General features: G+C 71.0%; 20 protein-coding genes. 11 read left to right on the forward strand and 9 right to left on the reverse strand.

Going from position 1 to position 18,417, the window contains the following annotated elements; genetic code table 11:
- Positions 1-11 precede the first annotated feature (11 nt).
- Positions 12-1,223: an MFS transporter gene (locus A3CE_RS0111205; protein ID WP_020640177.1), complete on the forward strand. Its 1,212-nt coding sequence runs from the start codon at positions 12-14 to the stop codon at positions 1,221-1,223.
- On the forward strand, positions 1,220-2,200 hold the full coding sequence (locus A3CE_RS0111210; protein WP_026468372.1) for a TolB family protein: 981 nt from the start codon (positions 1,220-1,222) through the stop codon (positions 2,198-2,200). Before A3CE_RS0111205 ends, A3CE_RS0111210 begins: the two co-directional genes overlap by 4 nt.
- Positions 2,201-2,204: 4 nt before the next feature.
- Here A3CE_RS0111210 and A3CE_RS0111215 read toward each other — a convergent pair whose 3' ends face one another.
- Positions 2,205-2,624, reverse strand: a complete 420-nt coding sequence (locus tag A3CE_RS0111215) for a hypothetical protein (RefSeq protein WP_020640179.1) — start codon at positions 2,622-2,624, stop codon at positions 2,205-2,207.
- A 64-nt stretch (positions 2,625-2,688) separates the two neighbouring features.
- On the opposite strand from A3CE_RS0111215, the gene A3CE_RS56425 reads away from it, so the two are divergent.
- Both A3CE_RS56425 and A3CE_RS0111220 read left to right on the forward strand, forming a co-directional pair.
- Positions 2,689-2,859 (forward strand): hypothetical protein, encoded by a 171-nt coding sequence (locus tag A3CE_RS56425; protein WP_157376779.1) that lies wholly within the window; start codon positions 2,689-2,691, stop codon positions 2,857-2,859.
- A gap of 74 nt (positions 2,860-2,933) precedes the next feature.
- Positions 2,934-3,905, forward strand: coding sequence for a glycoside hydrolase family 6 protein (locus A3CE_RS0111220; RefSeq protein ID WP_020640180.1), 972 nt, complete (start codon positions 2,934-2,936; stop codon positions 3,903-3,905).
- Positions 3,906-3,917: 12 nt separating this feature from the next.
- On the opposite strand, the gene A3CE_RS0111225 is transcribed toward A3CE_RS0111220, so the two are convergent.
- Positions 3,918-4,484: a TetR family transcriptional regulator gene (locus A3CE_RS0111225; protein ID WP_020640181.1), complete on the reverse strand. Its 567-nt coding sequence runs from the start codon at positions 4,482-4,484 to the stop codon at positions 3,918-3,920.
- 94 nt (positions 4,485-4,578) lie between these two features.
- Between A3CE_RS0111225 and A3CE_RS0111230 the strand changes: the two genes are divergently transcribed.
- Genes A3CE_RS0111230 through A3CE_RS0111240 form a run of 3 tightly spaced genes read left to right on the forward strand, consistent with a single transcriptional unit; the run spans position 4,579 to position 6,343 of the window.
- A complete protein-coding gene (locus A3CE_RS0111230; protein WP_020640182.1) occupies positions 4,579-5,520 on the forward strand; it encodes an NADP-dependent oxidoreductase in 942 nt (313 codons plus the stop codon).
- A 56-nt stretch (positions 5,521-5,576) separates the two neighbouring features.
- The gene (locus A3CE_RS0111235) at positions 5,577-5,897 is read left to right on the forward strand and encodes a muconolactone Delta-isomerase family protein (RefSeq protein ID WP_020640183.1); all 321 of its coding nucleotides are present in this window, start codon (positions 5,577-5,579) and stop codon (positions 5,895-5,897) included.
- A 23-nt stretch (positions 5,898-5,920) separates the two neighbouring features.
- Positions 5,921-6,343, forward strand: coding sequence for a DUF6640 family protein (locus A3CE_RS0111240; protein ID WP_020640184.1), 423 nt, complete (start codon positions 5,921-5,923; stop codon positions 6,341-6,343).
- 3 nt (positions 6,344-6,346) lie between these two features.
- Here A3CE_RS0111240 and A3CE_RS0111245 read toward each other — a convergent pair whose 3' ends face one another.
- Positions 6,347-7,675 (reverse strand): alpha/beta hydrolase family protein, encoded by a 1,329-nt coding sequence (locus tag A3CE_RS0111245; RefSeq protein WP_020640185.1) that lies wholly within the window; start codon positions 7,673-7,675, stop codon positions 6,347-6,349.
- A 189-nt stretch (positions 7,676-7,864) separates the two neighbouring features.
- On the opposite strand from A3CE_RS0111245, the gene A3CE_RS0111250 reads away from it, so the two are divergent.
- Positions 7,865-9,046 carry an extracellular catalytic domain type 1 short-chain-length polyhydroxyalkanoate depolymerase gene (locus A3CE_RS0111250; protein WP_020640186.1) on the forward strand — a complete coding sequence of 394 codons (1,182 nt, stop codon included), beginning with the start codon at positions 7,865-7,867 and terminating at the stop codon, positions 9,044-9,046.
- An 83-nt stretch (positions 9,047-9,129) separates the two neighbouring features.
- Here A3CE_RS0111250 and A3CE_RS0111255 read toward each other — a convergent pair whose 3' ends face one another.
- From A3CE_RS0111255 to A3CE_RS0111270, 5 genes are read right to left on the reverse strand one after another with little or no spacing between them, the layout of a single operon-like run.
- Entirely contained in the window at positions 9,130-10,980 is a 1,851-nt protein-coding gene (locus tag A3CE_RS0111255) for a helix-turn-helix domain-containing protein (protein ID WP_020640187.1), read from the reverse strand.
- A gap of 1 nt (position 10,981) precedes the next feature.
- Positions 10,982-12,319, reverse strand: a complete 1,338-nt coding sequence (locus A3CE_RS0111260; protein ID WP_020640188.1) for an MFS transporter — start codon at positions 12,317-12,319, stop codon at positions 10,982-10,984.
- Positions 12,320-12,351: 32 nt separating this feature from the next.
- A complete protein-coding gene (locus A3CE_RS0111265; protein WP_020640189.1) occupies positions 12,352-13,101 on the reverse strand; it encodes a 3-hydroxybutyrate dehydrogenase in 750 nt (249 codons plus the stop codon).
- A gap of 49 nt (positions 13,102-13,150) precedes the next feature.
- Positions 13,151-13,339, reverse strand: a complete 189-nt coding sequence (locus tag A3CE_RS50845) for a DUF397 domain-containing protein (protein ID WP_051183763.1) — start codon at positions 13,337-13,339, stop codon at positions 13,151-13,153.
- A complete protein-coding gene (locus A3CE_RS0111270; RefSeq protein WP_020640190.1) occupies positions 13,332-14,186 on the reverse strand; it encodes a helix-turn-helix domain-containing protein in 855 nt (284 codons plus the stop codon). Before A3CE_RS0111270 ends, A3CE_RS50845 begins: the two co-directional genes overlap by 8 nt.
- A gap of 86 nt (positions 14,187-14,272) precedes the next feature.
- Between A3CE_RS0111270 and A3CE_RS0111275 the strand changes: the two genes are divergently transcribed.
- A complete protein-coding gene (locus tag A3CE_RS0111275) occupies positions 14,273-14,713 on the forward strand; it encodes a hypothetical protein (RefSeq protein ID WP_020640191.1) in 441 nt (146 codons plus the stop codon).
- Here A3CE_RS0111275 and A3CE_RS0111280 read toward each other — a convergent pair.
- Positions 14,667-15,047 (reverse strand): VOC family protein, encoded by a 381-nt coding sequence (locus A3CE_RS0111280; RefSeq protein WP_020640192.1) that lies wholly within the window; start codon positions 15,045-15,047, stop codon positions 14,667-14,669. The two genes, A3CE_RS0111275 and A3CE_RS0111280, sit on opposite strands and share 47 nt — an antisense overlap.
- A 98-nt stretch (positions 15,048-15,145) precedes the next feature.
- On the opposite strand from A3CE_RS0111280, the gene A3CE_RS0111285 reads away from it, so the two are divergent.
- Positions 15,146-16,084: a helix-turn-helix transcriptional regulator gene (locus A3CE_RS0111285; RefSeq protein ID WP_020640193.1), complete on the forward strand. Its 939-nt coding sequence runs from the start codon at positions 15,146-15,148 to the stop codon at positions 16,082-16,084.
- Between the two features lie 229 nt (positions 16,085-16,313).
- Positions 16,314-18,377, forward strand: coding sequence for an AMP-binding protein (locus A3CE_RS0111290; protein WP_026468375.1), 2,064 nt, complete (start codon positions 16,314-16,316; stop codon positions 18,375-18,377).
- Positions 18,378-18,417 lie beyond the last annotated feature (40 nt).

Consider the following 18,417-nt stretch of genomic DNA (forward strand, 5'->3'; position numbering starts at 1 on the left):
ATGCTGGGGCGATGTCCCGGACCAAGCTCTCGGCGGTCGGCGCGAACGTCTTCGCCCTCGGCGCCGTCAGCCTGGTCACGGACGTCTCCTCCGAGATGGTCACCGCCGTCCTGCCCGTCTACCTGGTGCTCGGCCTGCACCTGAGCCCGGCCGCGTACGGCTTGGTCGACGGCCTCTACACCGGGGCGACGGCGCTGCTGCGCATCGTCGGCGGGTACGTCGCCGACCGCGTCCGGCGCCGCAAGGTCGTCGCCGCAGCCGGTTACGCGCTGTCCGCGGTGGCGAAGCTCGGCCTGCTCGCGGCCGGGGCGTCGGCGGCCGCGATCGGCGCCGTGATCACGCTGGACCGCACCGGCAAGGGCCTGCGGACCGCGCCACGCGACGCGCTCATCACGCTGTCGGCGCCCGAACCGCTGCTCGGGCGGGCGTTCGGCATCCACCGCGCGATGGACAGCATGGGTGCCTTCGCCGGGCCGCTGGTCGCACTCGCCGTGCTGGCCGCGGTCGGCGCCACCGACCCCGAGGCGTTCAACGCCGTGTTCGTCGTCAGCTTCTGCATCGCCGCCATCGGCGTGCTGCTGCTGGTGCTGTTCGTCCGCGACCGCCGGACGCCGAAAGCCACCGCGAACCCGGTTTCGCCGCGCGCGGCGGCGGCCCTGCTGCGCGGCAGCGGCGTGCGGCGGCTGCTGGCCGCGGCGTGCGTGCTCGGGCTGGCCACGGTCGGCGACGGGTTCGTCTACCTGCTGCTGCAGCACAAGGAGGACATCGCCACCGGCTGGTTCCCGCTGCTCGCGGTCGGCACCAACCTCAGCTACCTGCTGCTCGCCGCGCCGCTGGGCGCGCTGGCCGACCGGGTCGGGCGGCTGCCGGTCGTGCTCGGCGGCTACGGCGCGCTCGCGCTCGTCTACCTGCTGCTGGCCGGGCCGGTGTCCGGCTGGCCGCTGTTCGCGGCGGCACTGGCGTTGTACGGCGCGTTCTACGCGGCGACCGACGGCGTCCTCATGGCACTGGCCGGTCCGCTGCTGCCGGAGTCGTTGCGCACCACGGGGATCTCGCTCGTGCAGACCGCGCAGGCGCTCGCGTACTTCGCCTCGTCCGTCCTTTTCGGACTGGCGTGGCAGTTCTGGGGTCCGGACCGGGCGATCGTGGTCGCCGCGGGCGGGGCCGTGGTCGCGATCGCCGTGACGTTCGTCGTCCTCTCCCCGCGGAAGGTGACGGCGTGAGGACGAGGATTCTCATCGCCGTCGCCGGGGTGCTCGTGCTCGCCGGGGCGGCGGTCGCGTACGTCGGGTTCGCGAGCGCCCGGAGCCACGACGTCGCCGCGACCGGCGTGGTCAGCCTCTCCCCCGGCCCGCGGCTGCTGTTCCGCAGCACCGCCGACGCCGACCGCGGGCACGTCGCCACCGTGTCCGCCGTGGACCCCGCGGGCCCGCGGACGGTCTCGCCGCTGTCGTGCGCGCGGGTGTACGCCGCCGGCGGCACCGGCCTCTGCCTGCGCCAAGACGGCGACCTGACCACCTACCAGCTGGCGCAGCTCGACGACCGGCTGACGGCGAAGCGGGAGATCCCGCTGGTCGGCCTGCCGAACCGGGCCCGGGTGTCGGCGAGCGGCCGGATGCTCGCGTGGACGGTGTTCGTCACCGGCGATTCGTACAACGGCGGGATGTTCTCCACCCGCGCCGGGATCCTCGACACGGCGACCGGTGACCTGGCCGGGACGCTGGAGGACTTCGCCGTCACGCTCGACGGGAAGCCGTATCGGGCGGCCGACCTCAACTTCTGGGGCGTCACGTTCACCCGCGACGACCGCCACTTCTACGCGACGATGTCGACGGCCGGGCGCCGCTACCTGGTCGCCGGCGACTTCGCCGCGCATATAGTCCGCACGCTGCGCGAGAACGTCGAATGCCCGTCCTTGTCCCCGGACGGGACACGGGTGGCGTTCAAGTCCGCTGTGGACGGTGACCCGGCCCGCGGCTGGCAGCTGTCGGTGCTCGACCTGGCGATGTCGAAGGTGACGCCGCTGGCCGAGACCCGCAGCGTCGACGACCAGCCAGCCTGGCTCGACGACCACACGATCGGCTACGGCGTGCCGCGCGGGCCGGGTCACGCGGACGTCTGGTCGGTCCCGGCCGACGGTTCGGGCCCGGCCCGGCTGCTCATCCCGGAGGCGGAGTCCCCCGCCGCCCTGGGTTCGTGAGGGATCAGTCCATTTTGCGCAAGCCGTCGAGGATGCGCTGCATCAGGTCCGTGTCCGGGGACGCGAAGGCGAACCGGGAAGCCGGCACCCTGGCGGCCGCCGGTCCCCGCGGCAGGAGGCTGCCCACCACCCGCAACGGCAGCGGCTCCGGTGCGGGCTCTCGCCGCGTCTGCGCGGGGATCGGCAGCGTCGGCAGGGCGACCGTCCTGGCTTCGGCCAGCTGCCTCACGGCGTGCTCCTGCCGGATGCGCGACCGGATGCCGGCCACGGTGAAGTCCGGCTCGGGCTCCGGGACGAGCACGGACGCGTCCCCGGCCGGAGACCGGCGCGGACGCCGTTCCAGGGCGATCGCCCAGGCCGCGGCGGCGAGCGCCGGCAGCAGCAGCCCGGCGACGATGGCGAGGCCGGGCAGGTCCACGGCCATCAGTGGGCCCCGAGGGCAGGTAGCAGCATGACGTTCACTTCCGGACGGACGGTTCTTCCGCAGCATGGCCGACACCTGGATATTCGACATTAACGAATTTTCGCGGACCCCGATCCCCATCATGAACGACGGGCAGCACTCTCGCAAGCGGCCGAACGTGGTCGACCATCCGGGCGTCAAAAGTGCAGCTCAGGGCGGGTTTCGCGGCGGGTATACCGCGCCCCTCACCCAGTGATACGGACGCTGGTTCGTTTCGGTTCACCTCTTTTTTTGTACGATTCGTGTATCGCGTCACGGCACACTCACCGAATGCGCATTTCGACCTGGCTCGTGGCCGCCGCGCTGGCGCTCACCGGCTTCGCCTCCGCGTCCCCGGCCGTCGCCGCCGACGGCAACCCGCTCGAGAAGACCAACGGCTTCTACGCCGACCCGGACTCGAACCCGGCGACTTGGGTCCGCGACCACCCGGACGACAGTCGCGCGAGCCCGATCCGGACGTCGATCGCCACCAAGCCGGGTGCCCGCTGGTTCGGCAACTGGAGCGGCGACATCCGCGCGGCGGTCGACAAGTACACCTACGCCGCCGATGTCGCCGACAAGCTGCCGCTCCTGGTCGCCTACAACGTCCCCGGCCGCGACTGCGGCGGCGAGTCGACCGGCGGCGCGGGCAGCCCGCAGGCCTACCGCGACTGGATCTCCGCGTTCGCCGACGGCATCGGCGGCAAGCCGGCGATCGTGATCATCGAGCCGGACGCGCTCGCCCAGCTCGACTGCCTGCCGGGCGACGCCCGGCAGACCCGGGTCGACCTGCTGAAGTACGCCGCGACGCAGTTCGCGCAGAAGGCCCCGAACACGTGGGCCTATCTGGACGGCGGCAACGCCACCTGGATCCCGGCCGCGACGATGGCTTCACGGCTGCAGTCGGTGGGCGTCCAGTCCATCCACGGGTTCGTGCTGAACGTGTCCAACTTCTACACCACGGCGGAGTCGACGACCTACGGCAAGGCGGTCGACGCGGCCCTGGGCTACGCGGCCCCGTTCGTGGTCGACACCAGCCGCAACGGCAACGGCCACGGCACCCCCGACGACCAGCTGTGGTGCAACCCGCCGAAGCGCAAGCTCGGCGCGTCGTCCCAGCTCGGCGGCGGCCCGGAGATGCAGCTGTGGATCAAGGTCCCCGGCGACTCCGACGGCAGCTGCGGCTACGGCTCGGGCAACCCGGGCGTCCCGGCGGGCACGTTCAGCCCGGACCTGGCCGGCCACCTCATCAGGGGCGACTGACCCGGAGGGCGATCAACGGGAGGCAGTAAGGGTTCGCAGCTGAGCGAACGCCTGGCGAACGGCTTCGTGCAGGTCGAGGTCGTCGGCGGCGTCGACCCACCGCTGGAAGGCGACCCGGTACACCGCGGCACCGGTCTCGGCGGCCAGGCCGGCCTCGGTGTCGCCGGCGCCCCGCCGTCGAAGCCCGTCGGCCAACTCGGCCGACATCTGGGCGAGCTTGATCAACTCGCGTTCACGGAGCTCGGCATTGGCCATGATCACCGCTTGCCGCTTCCGCGCGAGCTCACGGTCGGATCCGATCAGGTCGACCACGGCGTCCAGCGCGGCCGCGACGACCTCCAGCGTCGACGCCGAGGCGGGCGCCGCTTCCAGTGCGGCCAGCGACTTCTCCGCGATCTCGGCCGCCTGGTCGAAGAGGACCTCACGTTTGTCGGCGAAGTAGCGGAAGAAGGTGCGGGCGGTGACGCCGGCCCGGTCGGCGATGTCGGCCACCATGGTCTGCTCGAAGCCGCGTTCGAGATACAGGGCCAGTGCGGCCTCACGCAGCCGGTCACCGGCTCCAGGCTCCCATCGTCCCATGCGTCGAGTGTAGAGCCGCGCCCAGTGATGTCACCTGATGACATCACTGTGCTAGGTTGATGTCATCAGATGACATCAGCAGCGGAGGTTCGCCATGACGACGATGAAGCGCATCCAGTACCACCGGTACGGCGGCCCGGAGGTGCTGCGGTGGGAGGATTTCGAGCCGGCCCAGCCCGGCCCCGGCGAGGTTCTGGTCCGCGTCAAGGCGGCGGCCGCGAACCCGATGGACTGGAAGATCCGCGCCGGCGAGATGAAGATCATGACCGGCCGGAAGTTCCCGCGCGGCCTGGGACACGACTTCGCGGGCGTCGTGGCTGCGGTCGGCACCGGCGTCACCCGGCTCGCCGCCGGCGACGAAGTGCTCGGCGGGGCCGGCATCTCGGCTGCGGGAGCGTTCGCCGAAATGGTCGTCGCCGAAGAGAAGGCGGTCGTGAAGAAGCCCGCGGAGCTCTCCTGGGAGGAGGCCGCCGCGCTCCCCACCGTCGGGCTCACCGCCTTCCAAGCCATGGTCGGCAAGAGCAGGCTGCGGGCCGGCCAAGCCGTCTTCATCCACGGCTGCCTCGGCGGAGTCGGCCGATCCGCCGCACAGATCGCCCTGGCGCAGGGCGCCTCCGTGGGCGGCAGCTGCCGTGGCACCGCCTGGCACGAAGCGCGCGACCTCGGGATATCCCCGATCACCGCATTCGACTTCGAGGCGAGCACCCTCGCCGGGCGGTTCGACGTCGTCTTCGACACTCCCGGCACACTGCCGATCAAAGCCGCACGGACGTTGCTGAAGCCCGGTGGGCGCATCATCGACATCACCCCCACGCCGGCGAAGTTCCTGAGAAGTGCCCTGCCGGGCCCGTTCCGGGTGATGATCGGGAAAGCCGTCACGGCGGACCTCGAAGCGGTCGCCCAAGCTGCCGGGAAGCGGACACTGCGCCTGCCGGTGGCCCGCACTGTGCCGCTCGGCAAGGCGATCGCGGCGCTCACCGAACTCGAACGCGACGGCACACCCAAGGGCGGGAAGCTCGTCTTCACGACCGAGTGACGACCGCGTCGTCCGAATCCCGTGAATGCAGCGCCCGTATAGCGAAAGGAAAGATCATGCCGACAACCCCGAATCCCGCCGCAGCACAGACGTTCATGGTGTTCGCGACCCTCCGCGACGACACGGACTTCACGGAATTCGCCGCGCTGCGAGAGGACGAACACAAGCAGCTGGAAGTGCTGCGCTCGGACGGGCGCATCGGCGCCCACTACGTTTCCCCCGCCCGGCGGGCGACGTTCATCGAGGTCATCGCCGCCGACGAGGAGCAAGTGGCGGAGACGCTGGCAACCCTGCCTTTCGGCCGGTTCTTCGACGCCGACGTCTACCCGACCACGCCCCCGGACGCAGCGGAGGCCGCCCACCGGGCGCAGTCGTGAGCCCATCTGAAGGAGAGAATGGCATGACGAATCTCAGTTTCAAGAAGTTCCCGTTCGGCAAGGTTCTCATCTCGTTGTCCGCCGCCGGGACCATGGTCGGCGCTTACGCCGCCGACTGGAACGAAACGCATATTCACAATCCGACGTGGCCGCCCCACGCGAAGTTTCACAACGCCCAAACCATGAGCATGGGCGTCGCGCTGGGCCTGGCGACCCTGTACCACTTGTGGAAACCGGGCTCGTCGCATGCGTCGCTGGGGAGTGCGGCGACCATCGCCGGCATGTACGGGCTCACCCAGCTCTCCGCCGTGCTCTATCCGGGAACCGCCAGCGTCGACCCGCCCCGCGAAGACAACTGGCCGCAGCTCAAGTACACCCTGCCCAGCCTCGGGCTGGTCCTGCTCGGCTATTTGACCGAGCGCCGCCGGATCACCCGAAACGCCTGAGGCTCAGCCCAGGGAGCACGACGTCGCCAGCTCCGCCGGGGTCGATCCGGCGGGGCGGGCGATCGTCGCAGAGGCCGGCGGACGTGCTCCGCGCAGCCAGCCCGCCAGCGCGTCGAACGCCGTCCGGAAGCACGGGCCCAGCGGACGGAGCTGGTCCGGGTAGGTGTCGACCAGGCCGTCGACGTGGTTGCCGCCTTCGATCCGGTAATACCGGTGCAGCGCCCCGCGGCCGGCCGAAGTGATCATCCGGTCGTAGACGTCGGAGTCGCGCGTGATCGGCAGCAGCGTGTCGAGCGTGCCGTGCAGCGTCAGCAGCGGCTTGCCGATCCGCCCGGTCAAGGAGATCCGCTCGACCGCCCGCGCCACGGAAGGCGGCCGGGAGGAATACGCGTAGTCGGCGTCACAAGACGGCGTTCCCGAAGCACAGAAAGGGATCCCGGCCTCGAGCGAGCCGTCGAACGACGGGTCGACTTCCTCGCGGTAGATCCGCTGGGTCAGGTCCCAGTAGACGCGGTAGTGGTAGTCCCAGAGGAACTCCGACCCCGGCGCGAACCCGGCGTCCAAAATGGACTGATGGGCCGGTGCCGAACCCGCCGCGTAGGCCGGGTAAGCGCGCAGGGCCGGCGGCAGGAACGTGAGCAGGTTCGGCCCATCGGCACGCCACAGCGTTCCCTCCCAGTCGACACCGCCGTCGTAGAGCCACGGCCGGTTTTCCAGCTGCCACCGCACGAGGTACCCGCCGTTGGACAGCCCGGCCGCCAGGGTCCGCGCGGGCGGACGCCCGTAGTGCCGCGCCACCGCCGACCGGGCGCCCAGCGTCAGCTGGGTGACGCGCGAGTTCCACTCTGCCAGGGCATCGCCGGGCCGGACGCCGTCGGCGAAGAACGCCGCGCCGGTGTTTCCCTTGTCCGTCGCGGCGAACGCGTAGCCTTCGGCCAGCGCCTGGTCGCCGATCGCGCGGTCGTTCGCGTACTGCCGCCGCACCCCGGGCGAGCCGGAGACGACCAGGCCGCCGTTCCACCGGTCCGGCAGGCGCAGCACGAACTGCGCGTCGTGGTTCCAGCCGTGGTTGGCGTTCGACGTCGACGTGTCGGGGAAGTACCCGTCGACCTGCACGCCGGGGACACCGCGGAACGTGGGCAGCTCCGCCGACGTCAGGCCGGCCCAGTCGGCCTGAACGGTGTGGCCCGACGCGAGGGTGCCGGTCGTCGTCAGGTCGTCCAGGCAGACGGCGACCTGCCGTTGCGCGCCGGGCACGTCCACCTCGCACTGCCCGGGCGACGCCGACGCCGAGGCGGGCAACGCCGACGCGAGTGCTCCCGCCAGAACCAAAGCCAGCCACCTGCGCACGGTTCACCTCCGGTCTCGGATGTCCTGAACCCAAGCGCGTGCGGCGTTCGAGGGCCACCCGGACGGCCACCATGAATCCGCGCGGCGATGTGGTGGCCGGGCACATGGTCCGAACCGCCGAGCCGTTTTAGCGTCGCCGGGAACCCTCTCAACGACGAGAAGGAACTCACGATGCGCAAACTCGCCCTCGCCGGACTCGCCGCGATCACCGCCGCCGTGCTCACCACTGTCGGGGTGGCCTCCGCCGACCCGCCGGCGTCGTCCCTCGTCCAGGTTTCTTCGTTCGGCGCCAATCCCGGCGCGCTGGCCATGTACACCTACACGCCGTCCAGGCTCGAAACCGGCCGCCCGGTGGTCGTCGCGCTGCACGGCTGCACGCAGGGCGCCGCGGACTACTACGCCCATTCCGGCTGGCCGGCGCTGGCAGACCGCTGGCGCTTCGAAGTGGTGTTCCCGCAGCAGCCGACCGCGAACAACTCGCTGAAGTGCTTCAACTGGTTCTCCACCGCCGACGACACCCGCGGCAACGGCGAAGCCGCGTCCGTCAAGTCCATGGTGGACAAGGCGATCGCCGACCACGGCTCGGACTCCTCCCGGGTGTTCGTCACCGGTTTGTCGGCCGGCGGCGGGATGACCGCCGACCTGCTCGCCACGTACCCGGACGTCTTCACCGCCGGCAGCATCAACGCCGGGCTGCCCGCGCAGTGCGCCACGAGCGTCACCGAAGCGACGAACTGCCAGCAGAACGACCAGCACCTGACCCCGGCGCAGTGGGCGTCGCGGGTGAAGGCGCAGTACCCCGGCTACAGCGGGCCGTGGCCGCGCGTCGCGATCTGGCAGGGCACCGGCGACTACACGGTCTACCCGGTCAACGGCACGGAGCTGCGTGACCAGTGGACCGCGGTGCACGGCGTCTCGCAGTCGCCGACGAGCACGCAGTCCCTGCCCGGCAGCACGACGGTGACGGACTACGACGGCAAGGTCCGGTTGTATTCGATCGCCGGGATGGGCCACGGCACGGCGGTCGACCCGGGCACCGGCCCGGCGCAGTGCGGCAGCACCGGCGCGTACTTCCTCGCCGGGATCTGCTCCAGCTACTACACCGGCGTGTTCTTCGGGCTGGACAAGGGATCTCCGGCCACAACGACGGCCGCCACCACTTCGGCTCAGGCGGGAACCTGCGTGAGTGCGAGCAACTACGCCCACACCCAAGCGGGCCGCGCACACCAGAGCAGTGGTCAGACGTATGCGAATGGTTCGAACCAGGCCATGGGCCTGTGGAACACCTTCACGATCCACGCGTTGCGGGAGACGTCACCGGGTTACTGGGTGCTCGCCGACGGCCAGTGCTAGCAGCCCGACTGATCCCGATGTTCGTGAAGGCCACCTTGAGGAACTTGAAGTTCCTCAAGGTGGCCTTCACGAACTTCCGGGGCTCAGGCGTCGCGAAGGCGGTGCAGGCGCAGGGCCAGCTGGATTTCCAAGGCCCGGTCCGGCGCCTGCCAGTCCTCCCCCAGCAGCGACGCCACGCGCTCCAGCCGTTGCACCACCGTGTTCACGTGGACGTGCAACACGTCCTTCGTGCGCGCCAGCTGGGATCCGTTCGCGAAGTACGCCCGCAACGTCGCCACCAGCTCGGTGCCGCGGCGCTCGTCGTAGTCGAGGACCGGGCCCAATGTCTGGCGGACGAACGCGTCCAGGTCCGCACGGTCGCCGAGCAGCTGGCCGAGGAAACCCAGGCCCGCCATCGCCGCGCCTTCGCCCGCGCGGCCCAGGGCCAGCAGGGCGCGGACGCAGCGGGCCGCTTCCGCGTGGGCGTCCGCGATCGCCGACGGGCCGCTCGCCGGGCCCGCCGCGCCCACGGTGACCGGGCGGCCGGTCACCGAGCCGAGGTCGGCGGCCACGCGGCGGGCCAGCTCGTCCGGGTCGCCGGTGCCGAGCAGCACGACTTCCTCCGCGTGCACGCCGACCAGCGTCGCGTGCCGGGCGGCCGCGCTCGCCAGGCGCCGCCGTGAGCCGCCGTCCGCGTGCGCGACCAGGACCGCGTGTGGTGCGGACAGGTCGATTCCCAGCCTGCGGCCGCGCGCCAGCAACGCGCGGGGGTTGCGGTCCGGTGCGGTGAGCAGGTCGGTCAGCAGCTCGCCGCGGACCTCGTCCTCCGCGCGCACCACCGACCGCCGCAGCATCAGCAGCAACGCCGTCACGACGCCGGCGCGTTCGAACAGCCGCCGGTCGGGGTCGGTGAGCCCCGGGCGGCCGGCCAGCACCAGGCTGCCGAGCAGCTCGGGACCGGCCTGCACCGCGCAGACCCAGTTGTCCTTTGTGGACACGGCGCGCCCGGTGGTGCGCGCCGCGGCGAGCGCGTCCGGGTCGAGTGCCACCGGGTCCGCCGAACTCGCCAGGAGCGTGCCGTCGGCGTCGTACACCGTGAGGTCTCCGTGCAGCACGCCGGCGACCGCGTCGGCGACGTCTGGGAGGTCGCCGCCGCGCAGCACGAGATCGGTGAGCCGGTCGTGCGCGTCCTCGGCGCGTTCCATCGTCGCGTTGGCGTCGTTGAGCTCGGCGACGGCGCGGCGCGTCTGGTCGAGGAGGTTCGCGCTGTCCAGGGCGATCGCCGCGTGGTCGGCGAGTGACGACAGCAGCGCGACCTCGTCCGCCGAGAACTCCCGCGTGGCGCGGTCGGACGCGAAGAGTACGCCGAGCACCTTCGGGCCGATGGCCAGCGGAACGCCGAGGATCGCGGTCAGGCCCTCGTCCTCGACGCCGGAGTCGATGTGCCGGGTGTGCTTGAACCGGTCGTCGTTGAAGTAGTCCGCGGTCGCGTACGGCCGCGCGGTCTGCGCGACCAGCCCGCCGAGGCCCTCGCCCATGCCGAGCACGATCTGCTGGAACTCCGCCGACACCGAGCCGTCGCTGACGCGGATGTAGGTCTTGCCCTCGGCCTCGTTGTTGAGCGACAGGTACGAGACGTCGACGCCGAGCAGCGCCCGCGCCCGCCGGACGATCGAACGCAGCACGGTGTCCGGGTCGGACAGCGCGGCGAGCTCGCTCGCGGTGTCGAACAGCGCGGCGAGCTGCGCCTCACGCCGCCGGTGCTCGGCCAGCGTCTCGCGGATCCGCAGCGCCTGCTCCCCCGCGCCGGCCAGCGCGGCGAGGCCGGCCGCGTCGAGGCCGCCTTCGGCGCGGGCCGCGACGACGACGTGCGCCAGCTGCTCGCTGCTCGCCCCCGAGGCGAGCAGGTCGAGCAGCCGGCGCAACGCGTCCGTGGGTGCGGTCACGGCCGTCATGCTAGGGCGAAACGGCCGCCGTCTCCGCCTCGACGTCCTCGTCGTCCTGGTCGCGCAGCGAGGTGCCGCGGGTTTCGCGGGCGGCGAGCAGCGCGATCACCGTGATCAGGCACATCGCGGCGACGTACAGCGACACCGGCACGGTGCTGCCCCAGGCCGAGAACAGCGCCACCGCGATCAGTGGCGCGACGGCCCCGGCCGCGATCGACGACAGCTGGCCGCCGACCGAGAGCCCGGTGTAGCGGACGCGGGTCGGGAACTGCTCGGCGAAGAACGCGGCCTGCGGCCCGTACATCGCGCCGTGCAGCACCAGCCCGACGGTCGTGGCCAGCACGATCACCGCCGTCGACTTCGTGTCGAGAAGAGCGAAGAACGCGAAGCCCCAGAAGGCCATCCCGATCGCGCCGAACAGGTAGACCGGACGGCGGCCGACGCGGTCGGACAACGCGCCCCACACCGGGATCGTCACGAAGTGGATCGCCGAGCCGATGAGCACCGCGGTCAGGCCGACGCCCTTCGGCAGGTGCAGCCCGGTCGTGACGTACACCAGGATGAACGCGGTGATCACGTAGTACGAGACGTTCTCGGCCATCCGCGCGCCGATCGTGATCAGCACCTGACGCCGGCTGTTGCGGAAGACGTCGACGACCGGCACGTGCTTTTCGACGCGCGCCTCGGCCTGGCGCTGCGCGGCCAGGAACACCGGCGACTCCGCGACGGCCAGCCGGATCCACAGCCCGATCAGCAGCAGCACGCCCGAGAGCAGGAACGGCACGCGCCAGCCCCAGGCCATGAACGTCGCGTCGGACTGCGTCGCGGACAGGATCGCCAGGACGGCGGTGGCCAGGAGGTTCCCGCCGGGCGCGCCGCACTGCGGCCAGCTCGCCCAGAAGCCGCGGCGGCGGTCGTCGCCGTGTTCGGAGACGATCAGGACAGCGCCACCCCATTCACCACCGAGCGCGAAGCCCTGCACGAGCCGAAGCAGCGTGAGCAGCAGCGGGGCCAGGACGCCCGCGGTGGCGTACGTCGGCAGCACGCCCATCAGGCAGGTCGAGCCGCCCATCAGGACGAGGCTGACGACCAGCAGCTTCTTGCGGCCGAGCCGGTCGCCGAAGTGGCCGAAGACCAGGCCGCCGACCGGGCGGGCGAGGAATCCGACGGCGTAGGTCAGGAACGCCAGCAGTGTGCCGGTGAGCGGGTTCGCCGTCGGGAAGAACAGCTTGTTGAAGACGAGGGCGGCGGCCGAGGTGTAGAGGAAGAAGTCGTACCACTCGATGGTGGTGCCGATCAGGCTCGCGCCGACGATCTTGGCGATCGCCGACCGCTGGGGTTGGCTCACTGCGGGCTCCACTTCCTTGTGGGGTACGGGATTTAGGCGGCGGTCCAGCCGCCGTCGAGCGGGATGGACGCCCCGGTGATGTGACTGGCGTGCGGCGAGCACAGCCACACCACGAGGGAAGCGACGTCCCCGGGTTCGATGAGCTTCTTGATCGCGGCCCGCTTGAGGAGGACCTCGGCGACGACGTCCTCACGCGGGATGTCGTGCTCGGCGGCCTGCGCGTCGATCTGGCCGTCGACCAGCGGGGTGCGGACGTAACCGGGGTTCACGCAGTTGCTGGTGACGCCGTGTTCGGCCCCTTCGAGCGCGGCGACCTTCGAGAGGCCTTCGAGGCCGTGCTTCGCGGCGACGTACGCGGCCTTGTAGGGGGAGGCGCGCAGCCCGTGGACGCTCGACATGTTGACGATCCGGCCCCAGCCCCGCGCGTACATCGACGGCAGCGTGTGCCGGATGAGCAGGAAGGGAGCGGTGACCATCAGCGCCTGGATCCGGGCGAAGACGTCCGGCGGGAAGTCCTCGATCGGCGCGACGTGCTGGATCCCGGCGTTGTTGACGAGGATGTCGACTTCGGCGGGCAGCCGGTCGATGGCGGTCGAGTCGGTGAGGTCGGCGGCGTGCGCCCACCCCCCGGCCTCGGTGGCGGCGGCCTCGGCCCGGCCGGAGTCCAAGTCGACGACGTGCACCTTGGCCCCGGCCGCGGCGAGGGCGCGGACGCAGGCGAGGCCGATGCCGCTCGCACCGCCGGTGACGAGGGCCGTGCGCCCGTCCAAATCGCTGGTCATGGACGGGAACGGTAAGCGTGACCCCGGTCGCTAGCTATGTGTGCGGGAGCTACACCTCAGGAAGATCCGGTGGTGCCGGACGACACAATGCGGAGAGTAAGGCATCCCACGATCGGGTGGAAATTTCGAGGGTGCCGCCGGATCGGTCCTTGGTGTCGCGGATTTTTGCCGCAGGTCCGAGCGCAACTTCGACACAGTTCTCACGCTCTGAATAGCGGGAAGTCCGCCACTCACCCATCCGAGCCTCCGAGTTCGGCGATCACCTCCCCGATGAACCGGGCACTCTCGCGCTCGTCCATCGCCGATGCCGCCATGGTTTTCGCTGCCGCGCGGTAGCTGGCCACCTGATCCTCATCGTAGAGGTAGGCGCTCGCGTGATGGAGTTCGACGAAGACGATCGACGGTAAGGCGTAGTAGTCGAGCAAGGCGAAGTTGTGGAACGGTCCCTCTGACGGTTTGAACTGCACCGGCATCACCTGGAGCCTGATGTTCCCGCGCACGGCAGCTTTGAGCAGGTGCTGGAGTTGCTCGGTCATCACCTGCGCGCTACCGACCTCCGCACGCACGGCGATCTCCCCCACCAGCACGTGATAGTCGAGCGGGTCGTAGCCCGTAAGCACCTGGCGCCGCGCCAGCCGCGATTGCACCACTTGCTCGATCCGCTCCGGCGGGGAACCGCGACCGGCCAGCAACGCCCGCACGTAGTCCGGGGTCTGGAGAAGTCCCGGGATCACCGTCGGTTCCCAGTCGAAGATCGCGGTCGCCGCTCGCTCATGCTCGGCATAGTTGGAAACACTCGGCGCAACGCCGGGCACCATCTTCTCGAGCCAGCTCGGCTCGTGGGCCGAGCGGGCCAGCTCCAGCAGCCTCTTCCGCTCCGCCGGCTCCACGACGAGCACCCCCATCAGCAAAGCCACCTGCTCCACCTTGGGAATCCGCTTCCCGTACTCCCAGTTGGACAGTTCCTGCGCGTGCACCCCGATCAACCGGGCCAGCTGCCGCACGCCGAAGTCCCGGGCTTCCCGGCATCTGCGCAGCCCGAAGCCGAGCGCTCTCGCCCGTGGTGTCGCGAAGGGTGTCGCCATGAGCGCATTCTGTCACCGGGGTCCGACATTTCCGCCCTCCGCACGTCGGCTGGTGTCGCGAATTCGCGTCGGATTTCCTACCGCTCATGGACCCGGACCACGCACTCCTGACCCGTCTCCGCGACCTCGCCGGAACGCTGCCCGGCGACCTCGCCTGGCTCACCGGCCCACCCCTGCGCGCGGACGGCCTGCGCGACCTCGGCGAGCGCCTCTGCTGCCTCGGCGGTGACCTGATCACCCGCGCGGGCGTCCTCGACGAGATCGCCGCCGCCCGCCTGCCCTCCCACGGCTGGATCCCCGAATGCGGCCCCGATCCGCGCCGGCGGCTCGCCCACTACGTCGGCCGCGGCGAGGTCCGGCTCGGCCTGATCTACTTCGCGAGCTGCGGCGCGGGCTGCTTCCCCTTCTACGCCACCGACGCGGCCGGGAAGACCGAGCGGCACGAGCGGTGCGAGAAGTGCGTCAAGGAGGCGTACCGCCTCATGAGCGTTCCGCCAGCACCGCGAGATAGTGCACGTTCGTCATGATCCCGAGGACGTTGCCGAACGGGTCGACGACGGACGCCGTCACGAACCCCTCCCCGCGTACGGTGATCGGCTCGAACTCCTTCGCGCCCAGCTCCAGCAGGCGCGCGAGGGTCGCTTCGAGGTCGTCGACGTGCCAGCTGACGATCTGGCCACCCGGCTCGGCCTGCGTGCTGGGCGCGTACTTGCGGTCGGCGACGCCGAGTTCGTGCTGGTAGTCGCCGATCCGGAACTCGAAGTACCCCGGGACGGTGAAGTACGGCTCCATCCCCAGGAACTCCGTGTACCAGGCCTTCGCGGCTTCGTGGTCCTCGGCGTAGTACGTCACGGTGGTCATTCCTCGCAGCATGTCTTGTTCCTCTCCAAGCGGTGTGGAGCCATCATGCCGAGCGAAAGTGCTCACCGAGTGAGCACTTTGTTTGCGAGACTTCTCCCATGCGCGCCGACCGCCTCGTGGCCACCCTCCTGCTGATGCAGTCCCGCGGCCGCGTCACCGCCGGGGAACTCGCCCGGGAGCTGGAGATCTCCGTCGCGACGGCCCGCCGTGACCTCGAAGCGCTCTCGGCCGCCGGGGTGCCCGTCTACCCGCAGCCGGGCCGCGGCGGCGGCTGGCAGCTCGTCGGCGGGGCGCGCACAGACCTCTCCGGCCTGAGCGCGCGCGAAGCGCAGGCACTGTTCCTCCTGGGCGGACCGGCCGCGGCCACCACACCGGAGGTCAAATCCGCGCTGCGGAAGCTGATGGGCGCGCTGCCCGGCACGTTCCGGGCCGATGCCGAGGCCGCCGCGGCGGCGGTCGTCGTCGACCAGGCGGGCTGGGGCGAGCGTCCGAAGGACCGGCCGCCGATGGTCGAGCTGCTGCGCGACGCCGTCATCGCCCGCCGGAAGGTCCACCTGACCTACGGCGGCCGCGAGCGATCGGAGCGGCTCGTCGACCCGTGGGGCCTGGTCGACAAGGACGACGTCTGGTACCTGGTCGCCGGGACCGGGAAGGGCCGCCGGACCTTCCGGGTCGACCGGATCGTCGCGGCCGTCCCGACCGAAGAGGCCGCGGACCGGCCATCGGACCTGGAACTGGCCCGGGTGTGGGAGGAAGTCGTCGAGGAGGTCGAGAAGCGGCGCTCGCTGCTCAGCGCGGACGTGGTGCTCGACCGACGGTACTTCGGGGTGCTGCGGGACCGGTTCGGGCGGCACTGCGAACTCGTCGCCGAACTGCCCGGCGATCGGGTCCGGGCGAGGGTCGCGGCGCCCGCGCCGATCATGATCGCGCAGGAGCTGGCGGGCTGGGGTGCGCTGGTCGACGTGGAAGGTCCGATGTCCGTCCGGGCCGAGCTGGCGCGGCTGGGTGCGGAACTGGTGGCTCGCTATGCTGGGTGAACGCCGTTAATCGATCTACAATGGACATCCGGAGCGCCCACTACTGGTGTCCGTTACCCGCCGGTATCTGGCCGTTCGGAGTATCCGGGATCACCCATTTGCTGCTAATGTGACGTCTCCGTGACCTGAACGTGCGTTCGGTGACACTGAGACAACCGGAGCTCCGCTCCGGGCCGGGGGCTCCGCCACCCGGACCCCTGAAGGCTTGGCGGCGGCGAGGGACTGACAGATGCGTGACGATGTGGTCGAGGCGAGTGCGGTTATCGGGCACTCCCCCGATGTGGTGTGGCAGATCGTCGGATCGCCGGAGTGGTATTCGCGGTTCGTGCCGGAGATCAGCTGGTGCGAGGTCCAGGAGCCGGCCGGGCGCGGACGCGGGCCGAAGGGGATGGTCCGGATCGTTCCCGAGCGGGGACCGATGCTCCAGACGCAGATGCAGGCCGTCGTCTACCGGCCGGGCGAGCACGTCGTGTGGTGCGGCGTCCCCGACGAAGGTACCTGGGTCTCCCTGGAGCTCAGAGCGCTGGCGGGCGGGAAGACCGAGCTGTTCGTCCGGATGATGCTGCCGCCGTCGCAGACCGAGCTGGTGTCGTCGATCAAGAAGGACGTCCGCGCCGTCGCCCGGCGCCTCGACCTGCACCTGGCCGGTGAGCCCGATCCCGAGACCGACGACCTCAACAAGGCCACCAAGCTGCGCACCACGAGCGTCCTGCTGCGCGCCGGCGTGCTCAGCGCGGCCCGGCCCGACAAGCTGGCCCGCCAGCTGAGTTCCCTGGCACAGTGGGGCGCCACGGTCGCGGGCGGCTACCAGGCCGCCGCGGCCCGCGTCCCGGACGAGCCCGCCCTGCACGACGAGCGCAGCCTCCGCACCTTCCGCCAGGTCCAGGAGCGCAGCGACCGGCTCGCCAACGCGCTGAGCGAACTCGGCGTCGTCGAACGCGACCGGATCGCGCTGATGTGCCGCAACCACTCCGCGATGATCGAGTCGTTCGTGGCCGCCAGCAAGCTCGGCGCCGACGTCATCCTGCTCAACACCGGCCTGTCCGCGGCCTCGGTCAAGGACGTGCTCGCCGAGCACGAGCCGTCCGCCGTGCTGGCCGACGACGAGTTCGCGCAGACCATCGCGAACGTGCCGGGCGACTTCGCCCGGATCAGCACCTGGGCGGACGCCGACGCCGGCTACCCGACCGTCGACGAGCTGATCCACGCCGCGCCCGCCGACCCGCCGAAGCCGGCCGAGCGGCCGGGCCGGCTGATCGTGCTCACCTCCGGCACCACCGGCACGCCGAAGGGCGCGCGCCGTCCCACGCCGAAGGGGCTGGGCACCGCCGCGGCGATCCTCGAGCGGATCCCGCTGCGCGCAAGCGACCGGCTCCTCGTGGCGGCGCCGCTGTTCCACACCTGGGGCCTCGCCGCGATGCAGCTCGGCATGGCGCTGCGGGCGTCGCTCGCGCTGACCCGCAAGTTCGACGCCGAAGAGACACTGCGGACGATCGCCGAGCAGCGGTGCGACGCGCTGTTCGCCGTGCCGATCATGCTGCAGCGCATCATGGACCTGCCCGAGCGCGTCCGCGCGCGCTACGACCTCTCGTCGCTGCGGATCGTGGCCAGCAGCGGCTCGGCGTTGTCCGGATCCTTCGTCACGCAGTTCATGGACACCTTCGGCGACATTCTCTACAACTTCTACGGCTCGACCGAGGTGTCCTGGGCGAGCATCGCCACCCCCGCCGACCTGCGCGCCGCGCCGACCACGGCCGGCCGCTGCCCGCTCGGCACGCGGCTGGCGATCCTCGACGAGGACCGCACCCCGGTGCCGCCGGGCGGCGAAGGCCAGATCTTCGTCGGCAACGACATGCTGTTCGAGGGCTACACGAGCGGCAGCGACCCGGCGCGCGCGGCGGACATGATGGCGACCGGCGACGTCGGCTACCTCGACGCGGCGGGCCGGCTGTTCGTCACCGGCCGGGCCGACGAGATGATCGTCTCGGGCGGCGAGAACGTGTTCCCCCGCCCGGTCGAAGAAGCCCTGGTGGCCCTGCCGGGCGTGCACGACGCGGCGGTGGTCGGGGTGGCGGACGCGGAGTGGGGCCAGCGCCTGGCGGCGTACGTCGTCCCGCGGCGCGGGGCTTCGCTGCACGCGGAGGACATCCGGGCCTACATCCACCAGCGCCTGGCCCGGTTCGCGGTACCGCGGGACGTGTACTTCGTGCCGGACCTCCCCCGCAACGCGACGGGCAAGATCCTCAAGCGCCTGTTGCACGACGACACCTGGCCCGCCACCAGCGAATACTGAGCGCAAGTCCGTGAATGGCACATTGAGGGACTCTACGTCC

Origin of the sequence: Amycolatopsis balhimycina FH 1894 (assembly GCF_000384295.1) — a bacterium.
GTDB lineage: Bacteria > Actinomycetota > Actinomycetes > Mycobacteriales > Pseudonocardiaceae > Amycolatopsis > Amycolatopsis balhimycina.

What these genes read in the sequence shown, in the direction of transcription:
- A3CE_RS0111220 (WP_020640180.1), top strand. Translation starts at nt 2,934, where the DNA reads ATGCGCATTTCGACCTGGCTCGTGGCCGCCGCGCTGGCGCTCACCGGC.
- A3CE_RS0111255 (WP_020640187.1), bottom strand. Translation starts at nt 10,980, where the DNA reads ATGACGGCCGTGACCGCACCCACGGACGCGTTGCGCCGGCTGCTCGAC.
- A3CE_RS0111275 (WP_020640191.1), top strand. Translation starts at nt 14,273, where the DNA reads ATGGACCCGGACCACGCACTCCTGACCCGTCTCCGCGACCTCGCCGGA.
- A3CE_RS0111205 (WP_020640177.1), top strand. Translation starts at nt 12, where the DNA reads ATGTCCCGGACCAAGCTCTCGGCGGTCGGCGCGAACGTCTTCGCCCTC.
- A3CE_RS50845 (WP_051183763.1), bottom strand. Translation starts at nt 13,339, where the DNA reads ATGGGTGAGTGGCGGACTTCCCGCTATTCAGAGCGTGAGAACTGTGTC.
- A3CE_RS0111240 (WP_020640184.1), top strand. Translation starts at nt 5,921, where the DNA reads ATGACGAATCTCAGTTTCAAGAAGTTCCCGTTCGGCAAGGTTCTCATC.
- A3CE_RS0111265 (WP_020640189.1), bottom strand. Translation starts at nt 13,101, where the DNA reads ATGACCAGCGATTTGGACGGGCGCACGGCCCTCGTCACCGGCGGTGCG.
- A3CE_RS0111250 (WP_020640186.1), top strand. Translation starts at nt 7,865, where the DNA reads ATGCGCAAACTCGCCCTCGCCGGACTCGCCGCGATCACCGCCGCCGTG.
- A3CE_RS0111290 (WP_026468375.1), top strand. Translation starts at nt 16,314, where the DNA reads ATGCGTGACGATGTGGTCGAGGCGAGTGCGGTTATCGGGCACTCCCCC.
- A3CE_RS0111270 (WP_020640190.1), bottom strand. Translation starts at nt 14,186, where the DNA reads ATGGCGACACCCTTCGCGACACCACGGGCGAGAGCGCTCGGCTTCGGG.
- A3CE_RS0111235 (WP_020640183.1), top strand. Translation starts at nt 5,577, where the DNA reads ATGCCGACAACCCCGAATCCCGCCGCAGCACAGACGTTCATGGTGTTC.
- A3CE_RS0111285 (WP_020640193.1), top strand. Translation starts at nt 15,146, where the DNA reads ATGCGCGCCGACCGCCTCGTGGCCACCCTCCTGCTGATGCAGTCCCGC.
- A3CE_RS0111225 (WP_020640181.1), bottom strand. Translation starts at nt 4,484, where the DNA reads ATGGGACGATGGGAGCCTGGAGCCGGTGACCGGCTGCGTGAGGCCGCA.
- A3CE_RS0111215 (WP_020640179.1), bottom strand. Translation starts at nt 2,624, where the DNA reads ATGGCCGTGGACCTGCCCGGCCTCGCCATCGTCGCCGGGCTGCTGCTG.
- A3CE_RS0111230 (WP_020640182.1), top strand. Translation starts at nt 4,579, where the DNA reads ATGACGACGATGAAGCGCATCCAGTACCACCGGTACGGCGGCCCGGAG.
- A3CE_RS56425 (WP_157376779.1), top strand. Translation starts at nt 2,689, where the DNA reads ATGGCCGACACCTGGATATTCGACATTAACGAATTTTCGCGGACCCCG.
- A3CE_RS0111280 (WP_020640192.1), bottom strand. Translation starts at nt 15,047, where the DNA reads ATGACCACCGTGACGTACTACGCCGAGGACCACGAAGCCGCGAAGGCC.